Origin of the sequence: Streptosporangium brasiliense, from assembly GCF_030811595.1 — a bacterium.
Classification (GTDB): domain Bacteria; phylum Actinomycetota; class Actinomycetes; order Streptosporangiales; family Streptosporangiaceae; genus Streptosporangium; species Streptosporangium brasiliense.
Genome location: NZ_JAUSRB010000002.1, coordinates 2426769 through 2443640 on the forward strand (window position 1 = coordinate 2426769; position 16872 = coordinate 2443640).

General features: G+C 72.1%; 14 protein-coding genes. 2 read left to right on the forward strand and 12 right to left on the reverse strand.

What is annotated here, in order from left to right; translation table 11 throughout:
- Positions 1–31: 31 nt before the first annotated feature.
- The 3 genes from J2S55_RS19880 to J2S55_RS19890 form a co-directional block, all read right to left on the reverse strand.
- Entirely contained in the window at positions 32–232 is a 201-nt protein-coding gene (locus J2S55_RS19880; protein ID WP_306863101.1) for an EF-hand domain-containing protein, read from the reverse strand.
- Positions 233–2105: 1873 nt separating this feature from the next.
- Positions 2106–4370, reverse strand: coding sequence for a protein translocase subunit SecD (gene secD / locus J2S55_RS19885; RefSeq protein WP_306863104.1), 2265 nt, complete (start codon positions 4368–4370; stop codon positions 2106–2108).
- Positions 4371–4461: 91 nt separating this feature from the next.
- Positions 4462–4869 carry a hypothetical protein gene (locus tag J2S55_RS19890; protein ID WP_306863106.1) on the reverse strand — a complete coding sequence of 136 codons (408 nt, stop codon included), beginning with the start codon at positions 4867–4869 and terminating at the stop codon, positions 4462–4464.
- Positions 4870–5012: 143 nt separating this feature from the next.
- On the opposite strand from J2S55_RS19890, the gene J2S55_RS19895 reads away from it, so the two are divergent.
- On the forward strand, positions 5013–6671 hold the full coding sequence (locus tag J2S55_RS19895; RefSeq protein ID WP_306863109.1) for an alpha-amylase family protein: 1659 nt from the start codon (positions 5013–5015) through the stop codon (positions 6669–6671).
- Positions 6672–6759: 88 nt separating this feature from the next.
- Here J2S55_RS19895 and J2S55_RS19900 read toward each other — a convergent pair whose 3' ends face one another.
- The 4 genes from J2S55_RS19900 to J2S55_RS19915 form a co-directional block, all read right to left on the reverse strand.
- Positions 6760–7161, reverse strand: coding sequence for a VOC family protein (locus tag J2S55_RS19900; RefSeq protein WP_306863112.1), 402 nt, complete (start codon positions 7159–7161; stop codon positions 6760–6762).
- 153 nt (positions 7162–7314) lie between these two features.
- Positions 7315–7671: a hypothetical protein gene (locus J2S55_RS19905; RefSeq protein ID WP_306863115.1), complete on the reverse strand. Its 357-nt coding sequence runs from the start codon at positions 7669–7671 to the stop codon at positions 7315–7317.
- A 289-nt stretch (positions 7672–7960) separates the two neighbouring features.
- Positions 7961–8644, reverse strand: a complete 684-nt coding sequence (locus tag J2S55_RS19910) for a response regulator (protein WP_306863117.1) — start codon at positions 8642–8644, stop codon at positions 7961–7963.
- The gene (locus J2S55_RS19915; protein ID WP_306863119.1) at positions 8641–9837 is read right to left on the reverse strand and encodes a sensor histidine kinase; all 1197 of its coding nucleotides are present in this window, start codon (positions 9835–9837) and stop codon (positions 8641–8643) included. Before J2S55_RS19915 ends, J2S55_RS19910 begins: the two co-directional genes overlap by 4 nt.
- 178 nt (positions 9838–10015) lie before the next feature.
- Here J2S55_RS19915 and J2S55_RS19920 point away from each other — a divergent pair, with 178 nt between their 5' ends.
- Positions 10016–10246 carry a hypothetical protein gene (locus J2S55_RS19920; RefSeq protein WP_306863121.1) on the forward strand — a complete coding sequence of 77 codons (231 nt, stop codon included), beginning with the start codon at positions 10016–10018 and terminating at the stop codon, positions 10244–10246.
- Positions 10247–10529: 283 nt separating this feature from the next.
- On the opposite strand, the gene J2S55_RS19925 is transcribed toward J2S55_RS19920, so the two are convergent.
- The 5 genes from J2S55_RS19925 to J2S55_RS19945 form a co-directional block, all read right to left on the reverse strand.
- Positions 10530–11276 (reverse strand): cytochrome d ubiquinol oxidase subunit II, encoded by a 747-nt coding sequence (locus J2S55_RS19925; protein ID WP_306863124.1) that lies wholly within the window; start codon positions 11274–11276, stop codon positions 10530–10532.
- Between the two features lie 9 nt (positions 11277–11285).
- Positions 11286–12533, reverse strand: a complete 1248-nt coding sequence (locus tag J2S55_RS19930; protein ID WP_306863127.1) for a cytochrome ubiquinol oxidase subunit I — start codon at positions 12531–12533, stop codon at positions 11286–11288.
- 153 nt (positions 12534–12686) lie between these two features.
- On the reverse strand, positions 12687–13352 hold the full coding sequence (locus J2S55_RS19935; protein WP_306863130.1) for a response regulator: 666 nt from the start codon (positions 13350–13352) through the stop codon (positions 12687–12689).
- Positions 13349–14527 (reverse strand): sensor histidine kinase, encoded by a 1179-nt coding sequence (locus J2S55_RS19940; RefSeq protein WP_306863133.1) that lies wholly within the window; start codon positions 14525–14527, stop codon positions 13349–13351. The genes J2S55_RS19935 and J2S55_RS19940 overlap by 4 nt, the downstream gene beginning before the upstream one ends.
- Before the next feature lie 142 nt (positions 14528–14669).
- On the reverse strand, positions 14670–16535 hold the full coding sequence (locus tag J2S55_RS19945; protein WP_306863136.1) for a CASTOR/POLLUX-related putative ion channel: 1866 nt from the start codon (positions 16533–16535) through the stop codon (positions 14670–14672).
- Positions 16536–16872: the final 337 nt, after the last annotated feature.

The following is a 16872-nucleotide window of genomic DNA, read 5'->3' on the forward strand; positions in this document are numbered from 1 at the left end:
ACATGTGCGGCTTCCGGCGGGAGGGGTGGGGCTATTTGAGGTAGCCGGCGAACTCCTCCAGGGAGATCAGTCCGTCGCCGTCCAGGTCGATCCTGGCGATGGCGGCCTCGGCGGCCTCGGGGGTGATCGGCTGGCCGAGCACCTCCATCAGGCGCGTCATCTCGGTGGCCGAGATCAGGCCGTCACCGTCGACATCAATGATCTTGAAAGTCGTCGCGTAGTCATCCGCCACGGGTGCATCCGCCTTCCGGCAGCAGGGAAATGAGACGCAAGCACATTAGCGGGGGATCGCGGCGCGGAGGAGGGTGGGCCGGCGGCGCCGGAGGCCGCTCCCGGCCGCCTGTGCGCCTCCCCGGCCGGCCCGGCGGGCTTCCCCGGGCGGGCCTGGTGCGTCCCCGGGCGGGCCTGGCGCGTCCCTCCGGCCGATCCTGCGGGCTTCCCGGCCGGTCCGAGGGGCCCGCTCGGAGGTGCTCCCCGCCTCCCGGCGCGACCCGCTTGCCAGGTGCCGCCGTGACGGTGGCCCGGTCCGCCCGCCGTGACGGGTTCGGCCCCGTTGCCGGTGTTGCGAGAATAGGGCCGTTTACTGCGAATATTAACGCGATATGCATATTGGCTTTATCTGGCGATTCATATTTACCGTCGGCAAAGAAACGCGCGTTTCTCGTCTGATGCATCAACTGGATTTGGAAGGCATTGTTCGTGGGTGTTCCCGGTCGGTTCAAAACTGCCGGCGCCGGGTTTTTCGGCGGTTGGGGCAGGAGAGAGAAGACGGTGTGGCTACCCTTATGAAACGCATCCTGGCTGGCGGCGCGCTCGCCGGGGCTGTTCTTGCTCAGTCGTCTGTCCCAGCGAGTGCCGACACGGCGCCGGGCTGGCTGATGAATCAGGCGCATGCCCGCTATGAGGCAAATGACCCCTATTGCGGAAAGCTGGCATTCCTTCCCCTTGCGGCAGGGGTGTCCAGTGATTTCTGCAACGCCTCCCTCGGTTACTGGGAGAATCGCGCCACTTTCATTCCGGAGATCACCCAGGTCAGTGAGATCAGCTATGTGAAGCCGGCCACCGGCTCGGCTCCGCAGAGCTACATTCCGCTGTGCAGGTGGCTCCACCTGCCGCTGTTCCTCTGCGCGGTCCCCCCGGGCCCGGCCGGTCCCCAGGGTCCCGCCGGTCCGCAAGGTCCTGCCGGTCCCGCCGGTCCGCAAGGTCCCGAGGGTCCCGCCGGTCCGCAAGGTCCTGAGGGTCCTGCCGGTCCTGAGGGTCCTGCCGGTCCTGAGGGTCCTGCCGGTCCTGAGGGTCCTGCCGGTCCTGAGGGTCCTGCCGGTCCTGAGGGTCCCGCCGGTCCTGAGGGTCCCGCCGGACCTGAGGGTCCCCAAGGTCCGGAGGGACCGCAGGGCCCTGAAGGTCCGCAGGGTCCCGAGGGCCCCCAAGGACCTGAAGGTCCGCAGGGACCGGAAGGCCAGCAGGGTCCCGAGGGTCCTGAGGGTCCTGCCGGTCCTGAGGGTCCTGCCGGTCCTGAGGGCCCTGCCGGTCCTGAGGGTCCCGCTGGACCTGAGGGCCCCGCTGGACCTGAAGGCCCCGAGGGTCCTGCCGGTCCGGAGGGTCCCCAGGGTCCCGAAGGCCCGCAGGGGCCGGAAGGCCCGCAGGGGCCGGAAGGACCTCCCGGTCCTCCTGGAGCGGCTCAGCAGGTGCGCACCGTCTCCATCCGCCCTGCCGTCCCCACCCGTCCCGTCGTCCTGCAGGTCGTACCCCGCCCCGTCCTGCACGTCCTGCCGGCCTTCACGGCCTGCCAGAGCTGGTGCTTCTGATCCCCGCCGGAAGCGGGATCGGACTCCACGCCCGGTGAAGACCGTGCCGGAGACCGCGCGGGCCGAGGGCCGGCCGGCGCGGTCGAACGGGACACGGGGACACCGGGGCACCGGTAGGGCAGACGTCCGGACCGGTGGGGCAGACGTTCGACAGGTGAAGCTCGGTAGGTGTAACAGGTGAGGGTGCGGGCCGGTCTCGGCCCGCACCTTCACCCGCCTGTGCCCTCCCCGGAGGGCCTGCCCCCGATCTCCCGAGGGGTCGCCCCGGAGGCGACGGCGGCCGATCCCGACCGGCCGCCGTCAGACCACGGCACCCGACCCCTCGCGAGGCCGGGGCGCGCTCCGGGGCCGCGGCGGCGGCGCGGAGCTGCGCTTCTCGAACTCCACCGCCAGCGGGGCGGCGACCAGCGCGGAGGACAGCGTGCCGGTGACGACGCCGATCAGCAGCGCCACCGCGAAGTCGGTCAGCGAGTCACCGCCGAGCACGGCCAGCGCGACCAGGATGAACAGCGCGCCCAGACCCGTGTTCACCGTACGGGGCAGGGTCTGCAGGATCGCGGTGTCGGTCACCTCCGCGAACGGCGTCCGGGGCCGCCGCGCCCACAGCTCGCGGACGCGGTCGAAGACCACGACCTTGTCGTTGACCGAATAGCCGATCACGGTGAGCATCGCGGCCAGGAACACCCCGTCCACCGGCCTGCCCAGCCACGCGAACGCGCCGACCACGACCGACGCGTCCACGACCAGGGCCAGCACCGTCGCCAGGCCGAACGTCCAGCGGAAGCGGAAGGCCAGGTAGCCGAGCTGCGCGGCGAGCGCCACACCCAGCGCGATCAGCGCGTTGCGGCGCAGTTCCTCGCCCAGGCTCGGCCCGATGAGCTCGTCGCGCTCCTTGGCGATCGGCCCGGCCCCGCTCTCCAGCGCCGTCTCGATCCTCGCCAGGTCGGCGTCGCCGATGCGGCCGGTCCGCACCGAGACGTCCTCGCCCGACGCCTGCACCACCGCGTCCGGGAACCCGGCCCCGGCGACCAGGTCGCGGGCGGCGTCCGCGCTGATCGGGACGCCGGTGGAGTACTCCACCAGCCGGCCGCCGGTGAACTCCACCCCGAAGCTGATCCCCCGCACCGCCACCCCGGCCACGGCCCCGGCCAGCAGCACGCAGGTGACCGTGTAATACACCGCGCGGTGGCGCATCAGGCGCGGTCCGCGCGCGTTCAGCCAGGTCCGGACGCGTCCGATGCCGGACAGTCCGGTCAGCCCCGGCCGCCTCGCCACCGCCGGCCGCCGCACCGCCCACTCGGCCAGCACGCGGGTGACGACCATCGCGGTGACCAGTGAGGCGACCACACCGATGCTCAGCGTGACGCCGAAGCCGCGCACCGGTCCCGAGGCCAGGAAGAACAGCAGTCCCGCCGCGAGCAGGGTGGTGATGTTGGAGTCCGCCACCGCGCTCCAGGCGTTGCGGAAGCCCTTCTCCAGTGCCGGCCGGAGCCTCGGCCCGGCGGCGTACTCCTCCCTGGCGCGCTCGAAGACCAGCACGTTGGCGTCCACCGCCATGCCGATCGCGAGGACGAAACCCGCCAGTCCCGGCAGGGTGAGCGTGGCGCCGAGCGCCACCAGCGCCGCGTAGGAGACGAGCGCGTAGCAGGCCAGGGCGATGGCGGCGATGAAGCCCACCAGCCGGTAGGTCACCACGATGAACAGGGCGGTGAGCAGCACGCCGATGACGGCCGCCTGGGCGCTGGCCGCGATCGCGGCCGCGCCGAGCGTCGGGCCGACGATCCGCTGCTCGACGATCTCGACGGGCACCGGCAGCGAGCCGCCCTTGATCAGCGCGGCCAGGTCCGCCGCCTCCTCGGCGGTGAAGGAGCCGGTGATCTGCGTGGAGTCGCCCGGCAGGCCCACCTCGCAGGCCACGCCCTCGTTCACCTGGGGCGATACGACGATCTTGGAGTCGAGCATGATGGCGACCCGCCGCTTCGGGTCGCCCACCGGGTTGCAGGCGGCCTCACCGGTCAGCTCGGCCCACGCCCGGCGGCCCCCCTCACGCAGGTCCACGGTGACGTACCAGCCGCTGCCCTGCTGGGGGTCGATCCCGGCCTGGGCGTCCCCGACACCGTCCCCGGTGAGCCGGGCCGGGCCGATGAGCAGCTTGACGCCGTCCTCGTCGGCGACGACCTGTTCGCCGGACTTGGGCGAGGTCGCCGCGTCGGCCAGGGCGACGACGGGGTGGAAGGTGAGCTGGGCGGTCTTGCCGATGACCTCGGCGGCCTTGGTCGGGTCCTGCACGCCGGGCAGTTCCACGATGATGCGCCGCTCGCCGGAGCGGGCCAGTGGCGCGTCCGCCACGCCCAGGGCGTCGGCGCGGCGGCGGAGCACCTCAAGGGTGCGGTCGGTGGCCTCGGCGTCGGCCTTGACGGTCGGGGAGTCCCTGGTCTCCAGGACGATCTGGGTGCCGCCGCGCAGGTCGAGACCGAGGCGCGGGGACATGGTCAACGCGATGACGAGTGAGACGGCGATGACGGCGAACGCCGTCACCGCGCGCACCACGGGGGCACGCGACATGGAAGCCTCCACAGGCTTGGGGAATGGTGTCCGGGTACGGCGAAGCACCCGTGGCCGGCGCGGAGTGTCCGCGACCCGGCTACGAGGTGCTTCAGACGCCTGTGGAGGGTGGTGCCCGAGCGGGCCTGACCAGCAGGGCCGCGAGCGGGCGTGGATCGTCGGCGCCGGCCGGGCGCGGGCCGGAGCCGGAGGCGGGGGGCAGGTGCCGGGCGGCCGGGCCGGCCACGGCCGGGTGGCCGCCCCCGGCTCCGGTCCCGGCGTGGCCCGTGGTGAGCAGGTGCTGCTCCCCGCCGGGGAGAACCTGGTGGGACCGCGGCCGGCGCTCCCCGCCGGGGCGGGCCTCGCGCAACAGCGGCCGGTGCTCCCCGGCGACCGAGATGACGCCGGCGTGTCCCAGGAGGGCGGTGACGCCGCCCGCGTGCGTCCCGCCGGCGACGAGCAGCGGGAACAGGAGGGCGAGCAGCCAGCCGAACGGCGCTCCGCGCCTCGACTGCCGCATGTTCTCCTCCAGGGTGTCGCTCCCACCGTAGCCCCTCGGCGGCGGGTGTGGCCGGTGCCCGGACGGGGAGCACGGGCCCCTCCTCCGGCGAGGCGCGTGCGCGATCCTCCGGTAAACGGCCCGCACGCGGGTAGTGCGTCGGCATGCGACTGACCTACACAGCTGATCTGTGGTGGAAGAACGCGGTGGTCTACTGCCTGGACGTCGAGACCTACAAGGACGGCAACGGTGACGGCATCGGGGACTTCCGCGGCCTCACCCAGCAGATCGACCACCTGGACCGGCTCGGGGTGACCTGCATCTGGCTGATGCCGTTCTTCCCGACCCCCAACCGTGACGACGGCTACGACATCACGGACTTCTACTCCGTCGACCCTCGCCTGGGCACCCTCGGCGACTTCGTGGAGTTCATGCGCACCGCCAGGGACCGGGGCATCCGGGTGATCGCCGACCTGGTGGTCAACCACACCTCCGACGAGCACCCCTGGTTCAAGGAGGCGCGCTCCAGCCGGGACTCCGCCAAGCGGGACTGGTACGTCTGGCAGGACGACCCCGACCCGGTCGATCCCAAGGCCATCGTCTTCCCCGACAAGGAGGACAGCATTTGGGAGCTGGACGAGAAGACGGGCCAGTACTACCTGCACAGCTTCTACCGCTTCCAGCCCGACCTGAACGTCGACAACCCCGAGGTCCGCGACGAGATCGCGCGCATCCTCGGGTTCTGGATGGAGCTGGGGCTGTCCGGCTTCCGGGTGGACGCGGTGCCGTTCCTGATCGAGGGCCTCGGTGGTGATCCGCACGAGTTCCTCGCCGACCTGCGCGCGTTCATGAACCGTCGTGACGGCAGTTCGATCCTGCTGGGCGAGGTGAACCTGCCCTACCCGGACCTGATGAAGTATTTCGGCAACGGCAACGGCGACCAGGTCACCATGTGCTTCGACTTCATCGGCATGCAGCGGTTCCATCTGTCGATGGCCCGGCAGGACCCGCGGGCGCTCGCCGAGTCCCTGCGCGAGCGGCCCGACCCGCCAGACGACTCCCACTGGGCCACCTTCGTCCGCAACCACGACGAGCTGACCCTGGACAAGCTCACCGACGCCGAGCGCCAGGAGGTCTTCGACGCCTTCGGGCCAGAGAAGGACATGCAGGTCTTCGGCCGCGGCCTGCGCCGCCGGCTGCCCCCGATGCTCGACGGCGACCCGCGGCGCCTCAAGCTGGCCTACAGCGTCCTGTTCTCCCTGCCGGGCACGCCGGTGCTCTTCTACGGTGAGGAGATCGGCCTGGGCGAGAACCTCGGGGCCGAGGGCCGGATGGCGGTCCGGATCCCGATGCAGTGGTCCCGCTCCGGAGGGTTCTCACCCGACCCGAAGACCCTCGTCGCCTCTCCCGACGGCGAGTACGGCCCGCGGAAGGTCAACGTGGAGGACCAGCGGCGTGACCCTGACTCGTTGCTGAGATGGGTCACCATGCTGGTCGAGCGCTACCGGGAGTCGCCGGAGCTGGCCTGGGGCCGCTACGAGGTGCTGGACGCCGGGGACGCGGCCGTGCTGGCCCATCGGGCCGACGCCGAGGGCGGCACCGTGATCGCCGTCCACAACTTCGCCGACCGTGAGGCGCGGGTGGAGCTCGTGCTGCGCGATCTCGGCCACTGCGAGCTGCTGACCGACCTACTGGTGGACGGCAGCCTCGAACTGCCCCCGGACGGCCGGGTGACGTTCGGCCTCGAGCCGTACGGCACCCGCTGGCTGCGCGCCGCCGTCCCCGACGCGCCCCTGGAGAGCACCTCGGCCAAGAGCCACTAGGGTTTGCGGCCCGCCGAGCTCACCGAGCTGATCCGGGAGTTCGTCGGAACCCCCGGGGAGCTCTCCGGAGGTGGGGGGCGGGTCCAGGTCAGCTCTCCTCGGGGCCCAGCTCGGTGAAGAGCGTGAGCTGGAGCCCGGCCGGGCCTTCGAGGCGGGAGTTGAGGGAGTTCCACGGGGTGCGGACGGGCTCGGCGATCACTTTGGCCCCGGCCCCGGCCAGCTCCGCGGTGGTGGCGGACGAGTCGTCCACCTCGAAGGCCACCCGGATGTGCCCGGCCACCCGCTGCCCCACCTCGACCTGGTCGATGAAATCGGCCTGTGCCGGGTCGGCGATCTCCAAGGTGGCCCGGCCCGCCTCCAGGATCGTCACCCGGCCGTCGGGGGAGGAGAAGGCGGCCCGCTCGGGCAGGCCCAGCACATCGCGGTAGAACCGCAGTGCCTCCTCGTAGTCGGCGGCGGTGACGACCAGGCGCAGCTCTCGGACGGTCATGACGGCTCCTCGGACAGTCGGTGGTTCCCTGCCGGGCACAGCGTGATCGCCATACTTGACATTCCCGGCATCTCGCCCGTCAGTGACGGATCTCGCCCACCCCTCCGACGGAGCTCAACCGTCCGCCGGCGCATCACGCCCGGCCACGGCGGATCACGGCCGGTGCGGGCGGTCGTGGCGCGGATCCCTCCTGGTCTTGAGCTTGTCCAGCTGATGGATCGTGTCGTCGCGGACCTCGGTCAGCGCGGTGGACAGCTCCTGCTCGGTCGAGGTGGCCACCAGGGGCTCGGCGCCGGCGAGCCGGCATTCGAGGGTCACCTTCTGCTCCGCCCGGCCACGGTTCTTGACGCTCAGCCGCAGGTCCACCGAGTCGCTGGGATGGGAGCGCAGCCGTTTCCCCAGCGAGGCGAGCCGTTCGAGGACCTGGGGGTGGTCGTCCTCGGTGAAGCCCGTGCCGAGCGTGAGCCGCTCGCTGAGGACGTCCGGCTGCCCGTCACCCGTGTCTGCCATCGCCCGCACCCCTTCGATGAAATGTAGTCATAACACTACAATCAGCAACCGAAGTGCCTCTGGCTGGCATCGTCCCGAGGTGTCGACTCCCTACCGGGGCGCGTTGCCCGGCCGGGAGAGAGCCGACGGAGGTCGGCCGTCTCCTCGCAGCCGCCGGGCCGGCGCCCTCCGGACGGAGGCGCTGAGCGCGATCAGCCGGAGGCGGGCGTCGGAGAGGCGTGCCCCCTCCGGGCCGGCGTAGCGGACGGAGGAGGCCGGACAGGCGGGCGGCGGAGGATCCCGCGGGCCGTCACTCCTGGTCGTCCAGGAGTCCGGCGTCGTGGACCAGCAGCGCGATCTGGACGCGGTTGTTGAGGCCCAGCTTGGTGAGGATGCCGGAGACGTGAGTCTTGACCGTGGGGACGCTGAGGTAGAGCAGAGCCGCGATCTCGGCGTTGGACCTGCCGTGGCCGAGGGCCACGGCGACCTCGCGCTCGCGGTCGTTCAGCAGTGCCAGGCGGTCCCCGGCACGGGTGCGACGCCGGTCGCGGCCGGAGTCGGCGACCCGGGCGATGAGGCGCCGGGTGACCGCCGGGGACAGCACGGGGTAGCCCTGGGCGACCTGGCGCACCGCGGTCACGATCTCGTCGGGTGGGGTGTCCTTGAGGAGGAACCCGGCGGCTCCGGCGCGCAGGGCACGCAGGACGTGGTCGTCGGCGTCGAAGGTGGTCAGCACGATGACCTCCGGCGCGCCCGGACGGGCGCGCAGGGCCTCGGTGGCGGCCAGCCCGTCCATCACGGGCATCCGGATGTCCATCAGGACCACGTCGGGGGCGTGCCGATCGACCAGGGGCAGCACCTGGGTGCCGTCACCGGCCTGGGCCACCACGCGGATGTCGGGAGCGCCGCCCAGCATCATCACCAGGCCGGTGCGGACCAGCGGGTCGTCGTCGACGATGAGCACGCCGACCGTCCACGGCTCTGATGCGGTCATGGCGGCCAGGGTAGCCAGGCCGCCAGCCGCCAGCCACCCGCGGCGGTGGGCCCGTGTTCCAGGCGCCCGCCGGCCAGGGCGACGCGTTCGGCGAGGCCGACGAGGCCCTGACCGGACCCCGCGGCGGGCGCGGGCGCGGCGGTGGTGTCGGTCATGGGCGCGGGTGTGGTGGCAGCGGCGGCGGGGGCGGTGTTGCGCACCTCGACGGTCACCCCTCGGCCCGGCGCCCCCGCCACGTGTATGCGCACCTCGGCCGCCGGGGCGTGCTTGCGGGCGTTGGTCAGGGCTTCCTGCACGATCCGGTAGGCGGTGCGGCCCACCCGGTCGGGGACGGTCCCGGTGAGCTCCTCCCACAGGTCCACCCGCATCCCGGCCCGGCCCGACTCGGCGGTGAGCTGCCGGACGTCGGCGAGGGTGGGCTGGGGCAGCTCGCCGACCGGGGCGCGGAGAACGCCGATGACCTCGCGCAGGTCCTGCAGCGCCTGGTGGGCGCTCTCCCGGATCACCTTGGCCGCGCGGGCGACGTCCTCGGCAGGGGCGCCGGGGTGGTACTCCAGCGCGCCGGCATGCACGCTCAGCAACGAAAGCCGGTGGCCGAGCACGTCGTGGATCTCCCGGGCGATCCGCTCGCGGGCGTGGAGCTGGGCCTGCTCGGCGCGTAGGTGGGCCTCGGTCTCGGCGCGGGCCGCGCGGTCGCGCAGCGACAGCACGAGCCGGCGCCGGTGATGGATGAACAGGCCCCAGCCGACCGCGGCGCCCTGGATCGTGACGCCCAGCAGTAGCACCAGGACACCGGGCGTGCCGGGTTCGGGGCGGAGCACGACGTAGCCGAGCGCGGTGAGCATGCTGAGCGCGAAGATGGCCGCCGTGGTCCGCGGAGAACGGTGCACCGCGACCGTGAACAGCGCCACCAGCATCGCGCCGGCCACCAGCTCGGAGAACGTCGACAGGGCGACCAGCACCAAGGCGAGCTCGACCGGCCGGCCGCGGCGCAGCCACAGCGCGACGCAGCCCAGCACACCGGTGAGCTGGTCAAGGCCGAACAGCCAGCTCGGTCCCGGCAGGGGGAGCGCCTCCAGCCGCGTGGCGGACATCAGGACCCCGTAGAGCGCCGCGAGCAGGAACAGGCCGGTGTCCACGACCCAGTCGCGGAGGCCGCGCCGGCGCGTGGACGCAGTCGCAGATCCGTTCATTCTTCCCGAGCCTAGGGCTTCGAGGAGAGGCCGGTCCGCCGCGAGCAGCGGGCGATACCGAAGTCGCGGCGGGCGATACTTCCGTCGGCCACGGCGCCCAGGGGCGGCGACATCGGTCGAGGCGGAGGATCCCGATGACCGATCCGTCTCGGGGGGCGACGGTCCCTAGCGTTCGATCATGCGCAGAATCATCCGGCTACTGGGGATCGTCATGATCCTCCAAGGTGTCAGCGGGACCATCGACCAGCTGGCCGTCCAGCCCTTCTTCGGCGTCTTCCTCAACTTCTTCAACCGCGTCATCCTCCCCCGCCTGGACTTCCTGGCCGGCTACGAGCTCTACGCGAACCTGACCCTGGCGGCCCTGGGGGCCATCCTGGTCATCGCCGAGGAACGGACCCGGCCGTCATGACCTCCGGAGGCACCCCATGACCTCCGGAGGCACCCCGTCGCATCCGTACAGGGCGCCCCTCGCCCACCGGAACGATTCCCGCGGCCGTGTCCCCGGCCGACAGCGGGCGGGTGTCCCGGGCCCGCGTGCGGGACCATCCCTGGGGGCGCATATGCTTCGCATTGCCAATGCTATGGATTTAGTGCGACCTAAAGGGAGAAATTGACCGTGTACAAGGAGTTCGCAGTCGAGGCCGTGGTGTGGCTGATCCCTGTCGTCATCCTGCTGGGCCTGGCCTACATGATCACTGCGACCTGATCGGAGCGCGGTCGAAGACCCGCCAGAGCCACACCTGCGACGCCACCAGCACGGGAGTGATCACCAGCAGTGCCGGGGTGAGCAGGGCGAGGGTCGCCGGATCGGCCAGGTTCTCCGCCAGTGGCAGGCGGGACCCGGCCAGCAGACAGACCAGCGCCATCCCGCCCGAGGTCAGGGCGTAGACCAGGCGCTCGCCCGAGGCTCCGGACAGCCGCCGGGCCCGCGCCTTCGGGGCGCCGCCCAGCCGCAGGCCGGCGAAGGCCGTCCCGTGGGCGCAGAACAGGGCGGCGACGGCGGGCACGACGATCGCCGCGGAGCCGGTGACGGACCTTTCGCCCATCGCGGCGAGGATGAACCCCCAGCTCAGCGCCACCGCCCAGCTCCCCGCGACCACGGCGCCGTCACACCCGCGCCGCCACGCGGCCCGGTCGACCCCGCCGCGCAGCCAGATCCCCGCGTCCCGGACCACCCAGCCGAGCAGCAGCGCCACGGACGGCACGTACAGCCCGCTGAGCAGCTCCCCCTCCAGGAGGGGGAAGGCGCCCACCAGGACCCCGGCCGCGGCGACCAGCCAGACCTCGTTGCTCATGAAGAGCGGGGTGATCGAGGCGAGCACCCGGCCGCGCTCGTCGCAGGAGCGGCCGAGGTGGGGCAGGAGCATGCCGATCCCCAGATCCGCGCCCGCGAGGACGAAGTAGCCGACGGCGAAGAACGCCAGAAGCGTGATCTCCATGGAATCTCCTCAGAAGGCCGGGGCCGGCAGCGGCTCGGCGGGGACGTGGCCGGTCTCGGTGGCCGCCGGGCCCTGGCGGGCGCTGCGGGCGAGCATCCAGGTGTTGACCGCGATGAGCAGACCGAACAGCGAGGCGAAGGCGGCCAGCGAGAACCGGACCGCGCCGGGCGACAGCTCGCCCAGCGCGTCCTGGGTGGTCAGCAGGCCGTACACCACCCAGGGCTGACGGCCCACCTCGCGGAACACCCAGCCGGCGAGCATGGCGGCGAACGGCAGCGGGACCGCCGCGGTCAGCAGCACGTGCCAGATCCGCAGCCGGCGGACCGCCCACGGGAACAGCGCCAGCAGCGCGTTCAGCCCCGCGATCAGCAGCATCAGCGCGAAGAGGATCATCATCGTGGTGGCGCTGCCCTGCACCAGCCCGGCGGGCGGGGCGTAGTCGCCGGGCCCGTGCGCGGCGGCCGTCTCGGCCTGGAGCCGGGCCACCTCCTGCGCCGCGCCGCGGTAGACGGCCAGCTTCATCGGCTGCGCCGTACCGAACTGGACGCCGCCGAACGCCGCGGTGGCCATCAGCGCGGGCAGCGCGGTGAACACGCCGATCCGCAGCGACCGGCGGAAGAACTCCTGCTCCTCGGTGCGCCTGCGCAGGTGGTGGGCGCTCACCCCGGCCACGAAGAACCCGGCGACCACCAGCGCGCCGCAGAGGATGTGGCCGAACGCGGTGAGCGCCGCCGGATTGGTCAGCACCGCCGCCGCGTCGGTGAGCCGGAGCACGCCGTCCACCACCTCGGCGCCGACCGGGTTCTGCAGGAAACCGTTGGAGACCAGGATCCAGTAGGCGGAGGCGTAGGCGGTGAGCGTGACCACCCAGAGCACCCCCAGGTGCGCCCACCGGTTCAACCGGTCCCAGCCGAAGATCCACAGTCCCAGGAACGTCGACTCGACGAAGAACGCGGTGAGCGTCTCCATCGCCAGCGAGGCGCCGAACACGTTGCCCGCGAAGTGCGTCAGCCCGCTCCAGACCAGGCCGAACTGGAACTCCATCACCAGCCCGGTGACGATCCCCATCGCGTAGTTGATCACGTAGAGCCGTCCCCAGAACCGGGTCATCCGCCGGTGCACGGCCGAGCCGGTCAGCGTCGCCCGGGTCTGCATGAACGCGACCAGGGTGGCCAGACCCAGGGTGAGGGCGACGAACAGGAAGTGTGACCCTGCGGTGAGGGCGAACTGCAGGCGGGCGAGGTCGAGCGTCTCCATGCCCTCAGATTTCCGGTACGGTCACCGCCCGCGCGTCCCTCCCGGCGCGCATACGCCGTACTCCAGAAGTTGTGTCCCCGCCGCCCGTCCGTACACCCGCCACCTCACCCCTGCGGCCTCTGGGCGCCGACGCGTGGCCGGCCGGGCCGGCCGCTAGTCCATCCAGCCGGGGGTGACCACGCCCGCCTCGTAGGCGAGGACCACGAGCTGGGTCCGGTCCCGCGCGTGCAGCTTGGTCATGATCCGGCTCACGTGGGTCTTGGCGGTGGCCGGGCTCAGCACCAGCCTCGCGGCGATCTCGTCGTTGGACAGGCCGCCGGCGACCAGCGTCAGCACCTCGCGCTCGCGCTCGGTCAGCCCGTTGAACTCCGGCCCCGGCTCGGGCCGCTTCACCCGCCCGGCGAACTCCGAGATCAGCCGCCGGGTGACCGAGGGGGCGATCAGCGCGTCGCCCCTGGCCACCACCCTGACCCCGTGGATGAGCTCGGCCGGCTCGGTGTCCTTGACCAGGAACCCGCCGGCCCCGGCGCGCAGCGCGCCGTACACGTAGTCGTCGAGGTCGAAGGTGGTCAGGATGATCACCTTGGTGGCGGCCAGCCGGCCGTCGGCGACGATCCGCCGGGTGGCCTCCAGCCCGTCCAACTCGGGCATCCGGATGTCCATCAGCACCACGTCGGGGCCGAGCTCCCCGGCGAGCCGTACGGCCCGCGCCCCGTCGGCGGCCTCCCCGACCACCTCGATGTCGTCCTCGCCCTCCAGGATCGACCGGAATCCGGCACGGACCAGCGTCTGGTCGTCGGCGAGCAGCACACGGATCATGAAGTTCCTCTCAGGGGGAGCCGGGCGGAGACCCGGAAACCGCCACCGGGGCGGGGCCCGGCCTCCAGGGAGCCGCCGAGGGCGGCGGCCCGCTCCCGCATGCCGACGATCCCGAACCCGCTCCCGGGCCGCGACCGGTCGCCGTCGCCCGGCTCCGGGGCGCCACCGGGGCCCCCGTCGCCGGCGTCGCGGCCGTGGTCGTCGATCCGCAGGGTGAGGTCGGCGCCGCCGTACCGGACGGTGATCTCGGCGGCGCCGGCGCCCGCGTGGCGGGTGACGTTGGTCAGGGACTCCTGGACGATGCGCACGGCCGCGTGGTCCACCTCGGCGGGCAGGGGCCGGAGCTCGCCGAGGACCTCGATCCGCACGGCGAGCCCGGTCCGGTCGGCCAGCTCCCGGATCCGGGCCAGGCTCGGCGCCGGGCTGGTGGGGGAGTCCTCGTCCACCAGCCGCAGCACGCCCAGCGTGGCCCGCAGCTCCCGCAGGGCCTCCTTGCTGGCCTCCTTGATGGCCGTCAGCGCCGCCTCGGCCTGCTCGGGCCGCTGTCCGATCCGGTGCAGCGCGGCCCCCGCCTGCACGTTGATCATCGAGAGGTTGTGGCCGAGCGTGTCGTGGATCTCCCGCGCGATCCGGAGCCGCTCCTCGGCCGTCCTGCGCCGTGCCTCCTCCTCGCGGGTGCGCTCGGCCTCCGCCACCCGCCGCCGGGCCTCGGTGAGGTAGGCGCGCCGGTTGCGCGAGACCCCGCCCATCGCCAGGGTCGCCAGCACCCAGCCGCCCAGCAGCAGGAACTGGCTGTCGTCGAGATGCCGGATCGGGCTGTTCGCCTCGCCGAGGACGACGGCGAGCAGGCTCATGAGCGTGATGGTCGCCGCGGCCGCCAGATGGCCCAGGTCGGCGGCGGTGAACAGGGTGAGCAGCACGGCGAGGAAGATCCAGCCGTCCAGGTGGGCCAGCGGATAGTAGAGTCCGGCCGCCGCCACGGCCAGCAGCAGCGCCGGGATCGGGAGGCGGCGGCGCATCGCCACCGCGGCGCACGCCACCAGCGGCATCGCGTAGTCCCAGGCGTTGGGCGTCACCTCCGGCCGGAGCCGGGCCATGACGGCGCTCCCGCCGAGCACGCCCAGGATCACCAGGGCGGTGACCACGGTCTCGATCGGGATGCGGCGGAGTCCCACGCCCGGCACCCTACCGACCGTCCGCCGGGGCCGGGTACGGCGGGCCGCCCCGGCCCTGCTCTCCCGGCCCCGGCCCCGGCCCTGCTCTCCCGGCCCCGGTCCTCGGCGCCGGCTCCCGCTCCCGCTCTCCGGCGACGGCGGGTCAGCGCTCGGCGAGGACGATCACCGAGTCTCCGGGACCGAGGCGGAGCGGCCGTGACTTGTCGGGGTTGAGCACGACGCCGAAGTGGGGGGCCTCGTTCACCCGGTCGGCCAGGCGGTAGCCGATCGCGGTCTCGCCGCGGCGGCGGGCCGACTCGATCACCGAGGCGAAGCTGACCGGGGCCCCGGCACGGACGTACTGGCCGGCCGGACGGGGGTAGATCTCCGAGCCGCGCGAGTCGAAGAGGTAGCCGAACACGTCGACCAGGTGCTGGTTCTCGGTGAGCTGGGCCAGGAGCAGGCCGATGACCGTGTCGCTGATCACGATGTCGTCGGCCCGGGTGACCTCGGCCAGGGCGCGGTTGTTCTCGTCGTGCATCTCGCTGACGATGGAGTAGCGCTCGCCGAGCGTGGTCTGCATGTCGCGGAGCTGGAGCAGGGTCATCAGCGTCCGGGTGTCGGCGTGCGCGGGCTCGTAGCGGTCGTCGGAGAGCACCACCACGTGCTGGTAGACGCCCAGCCCCAGGGCCTCCAGCGCGTAGCGGTCGGTGGTGTCGCAGTCCTTGGCGTTCACCGTGAGGTTGACCAGGCCCTCGAAGCCGGCGGAGGCGTCGGGGTGGTCGGAGGCGATGTCCAGGACGGAGCCGGGGGCGACGTAGCCGTCGAGGCAGCGGATGATCTGGTGGCCCCGGCCGTTCCAGTTGAGGACCAGGGTCCGCTCCGGGCCGGGCCTGTCGGGCTCGGCCGAGACGATCGACTCCTCCTGGGCCTGCGGCATGTCGTCGGCCAGATGGATCATCGAGTCGTCCTGGGCGATCACGATGATCTGGTCGTCGGCGGCGATCACGGTGTCCATCGGCGGGTTCAGCATGGTCCGGCCCTCGCGGCGCAGGCCGATGACCGTGGCGGTCTGGTAGGCCGGGAGCGCGTCGCCGTACGTCATGCCGGCCAGGTCGCGGTCGGAGCGCAGGTAGATCTCGCCGCCGGAGAAGTTGAGCAGGTCCATGCAGACCACGGAGGTGCCCGACTGCCGGGACGACTGCACGATGAGCCGGGAGGCGGTGTCGTCGGAGTCGACCAGGTGGACGGCCGGGCCCCCGGCGAGGCGGGCGGCGGCCATGTTGGAGGTGCTCGCGATCGCGGCCACCACCGGCGGGTGGTCGCCGGAGCGCTTGGCCAGGGCGAGCAGGGTCTTGATGACGTGGGCGTCGGGGTCGTCGCCCTGCGGGGACAGGACGACCACGGAGCGGGCCGCGTCGAGGTTCATCAGGTCGAGGTCGGTCGGCTCGGTGGGCCGCCCGGTCCGGCAGACCAGTTTGGTCCTCCCGGTCTCGCCCACGTGCTGGCGGATCTCGTCCTCCATGTCGACCTTGTCCTTGTCGGCCAGGATCGAGATGACGGAGCCGCGCTGGCTCGCGTGCGCCTGGACCAGCTCGTCGACGATCGTGAAGACCTGGTCCGACCAGCCGAGGATCACGGTGTGCCTGGTCTCGATGATCCGGGACTTGCCCTTGCGCAACTGCTCGAACTTGGTCTTGAGCCCGTTGGAGAGCACGCCGACCAGCGCGCTCACGATGAAGATCCCGCCCAGTGACGCGGTGAACATGAGCGCGACGAACAGCGTGCTCCCGGTGTCGCTGGCGACCTTGCCGGGGCTCAGCGTGCGCATGAGCGACATCCACAGCATGCCCGCGAAGCCGTTGTTCTTGGCCGCCTCGACCGGGGTCAGCCACAGACTCAACAGGGTGACCAGCAGGATCAGCCCGAGCGAGATCAGGGCGAGCCAGCCGATCAGGGCGACCGCGCCCCGCGACATGGTGTTGTCGAACCAGTACCGCACCCGTTCCCGGAACGTCGCCCTGGACACCGGTACCCTCCCCGTAGGTAAACGCCCGACCAACAATCGCACAAAAATTACAGGTCGCTCTGGTGTTCGCAAATTCATGATCCTGGGCCTCGGGGATCCCGGGCCCAGGGGCCCTGGTGGAGGGCGGGCGGGCGGTGGCCGGGATGGGGCGCGGGGTGGGGTCACGGGCGGCTCGGGTGCCGTGGTTCAGCGCGTTCCTCGTCGCGGAAGGGCGTCCGCGGAGGCTCACCCGGGCTGATCGGTACCGTTTGTCCGCTCATCGGTACCGTTTATCCGCTCAAGAGCATTGTCACTGGGTGTGGATCTCCCCTTTAATCGGATCTTGCAAAACAGTCGG

Coding starts and splice junctions, on each gene's coding strand:
- J2S55_RS19900 (WP_306863112.1), bottom strand. CDS start 7,161: ATGACCGTCCGAGAGCTGCGCCTGGTCGTCACCGCCGCCGACTACGAG.
- J2S55_RS19930 (WP_306863127.1), bottom strand. CDS start 12,533: ATGGAGACGCTCGACCTCGCCCGCCTGCAGTTCGCCCTCACCGCAGGG.
- J2S55_RS19935 (WP_306863130.1), bottom strand. CDS start 13,352: ATGATCCGTGTGCTGCTCGCCGACGACCAGACGCTGGTCCGTGCCGGA.
- J2S55_RS19925 (WP_306863124.1), bottom strand. CDS start 11,276: ATGGAGATCACGCTTCTGGCGTTCTTCGCCGTCGGCTACTTCGTCCTC.
- J2S55_RS19920 (WP_306863121.1), top strand. CDS start 10,016: ATGCGCAGAATCATCCGGCTACTGGGGATCGTCATGATCCTCCAAGGT.
- J2S55_RS19905 (WP_306863115.1), bottom strand. CDS start 7,671: ATGGCAGACACGGGTGACGGGCAGCCGGACGTCCTCAGCGAGCGGCTC.
- J2S55_RS19890 (WP_306863106.1), bottom strand. CDS start 4,869: ATGCGGCAGTCGAGGCGCGGAGCGCCGTTCGGCTGGCTGCTCGCCCTC.
- J2S55_RS19915 (WP_306863119.1), bottom strand. CDS start 9,837: ATGAACGGATCTGCGACTGCGTCCACGCGCCGGCGCGGCCTCCGCGAC.
- J2S55_RS19895 (WP_306863109.1), top strand. CDS start 5,013: ATGCGACTGACCTACACAGCTGATCTGTGGTGGAAGAACGCGGTGGTC.
- secD (WP_306863104.1), bottom strand. CDS start 4,370: ATGTCGCGTGCCCCCGTGGTGCGCGCGGTGACGGCGTTCGCCGTCATC.
- J2S55_RS19910 (WP_306863117.1), bottom strand. CDS start 8,644: ATGACCGCATCAGAGCCGTGGACGGTCGGCGTGCTCATCGTCGACGAC.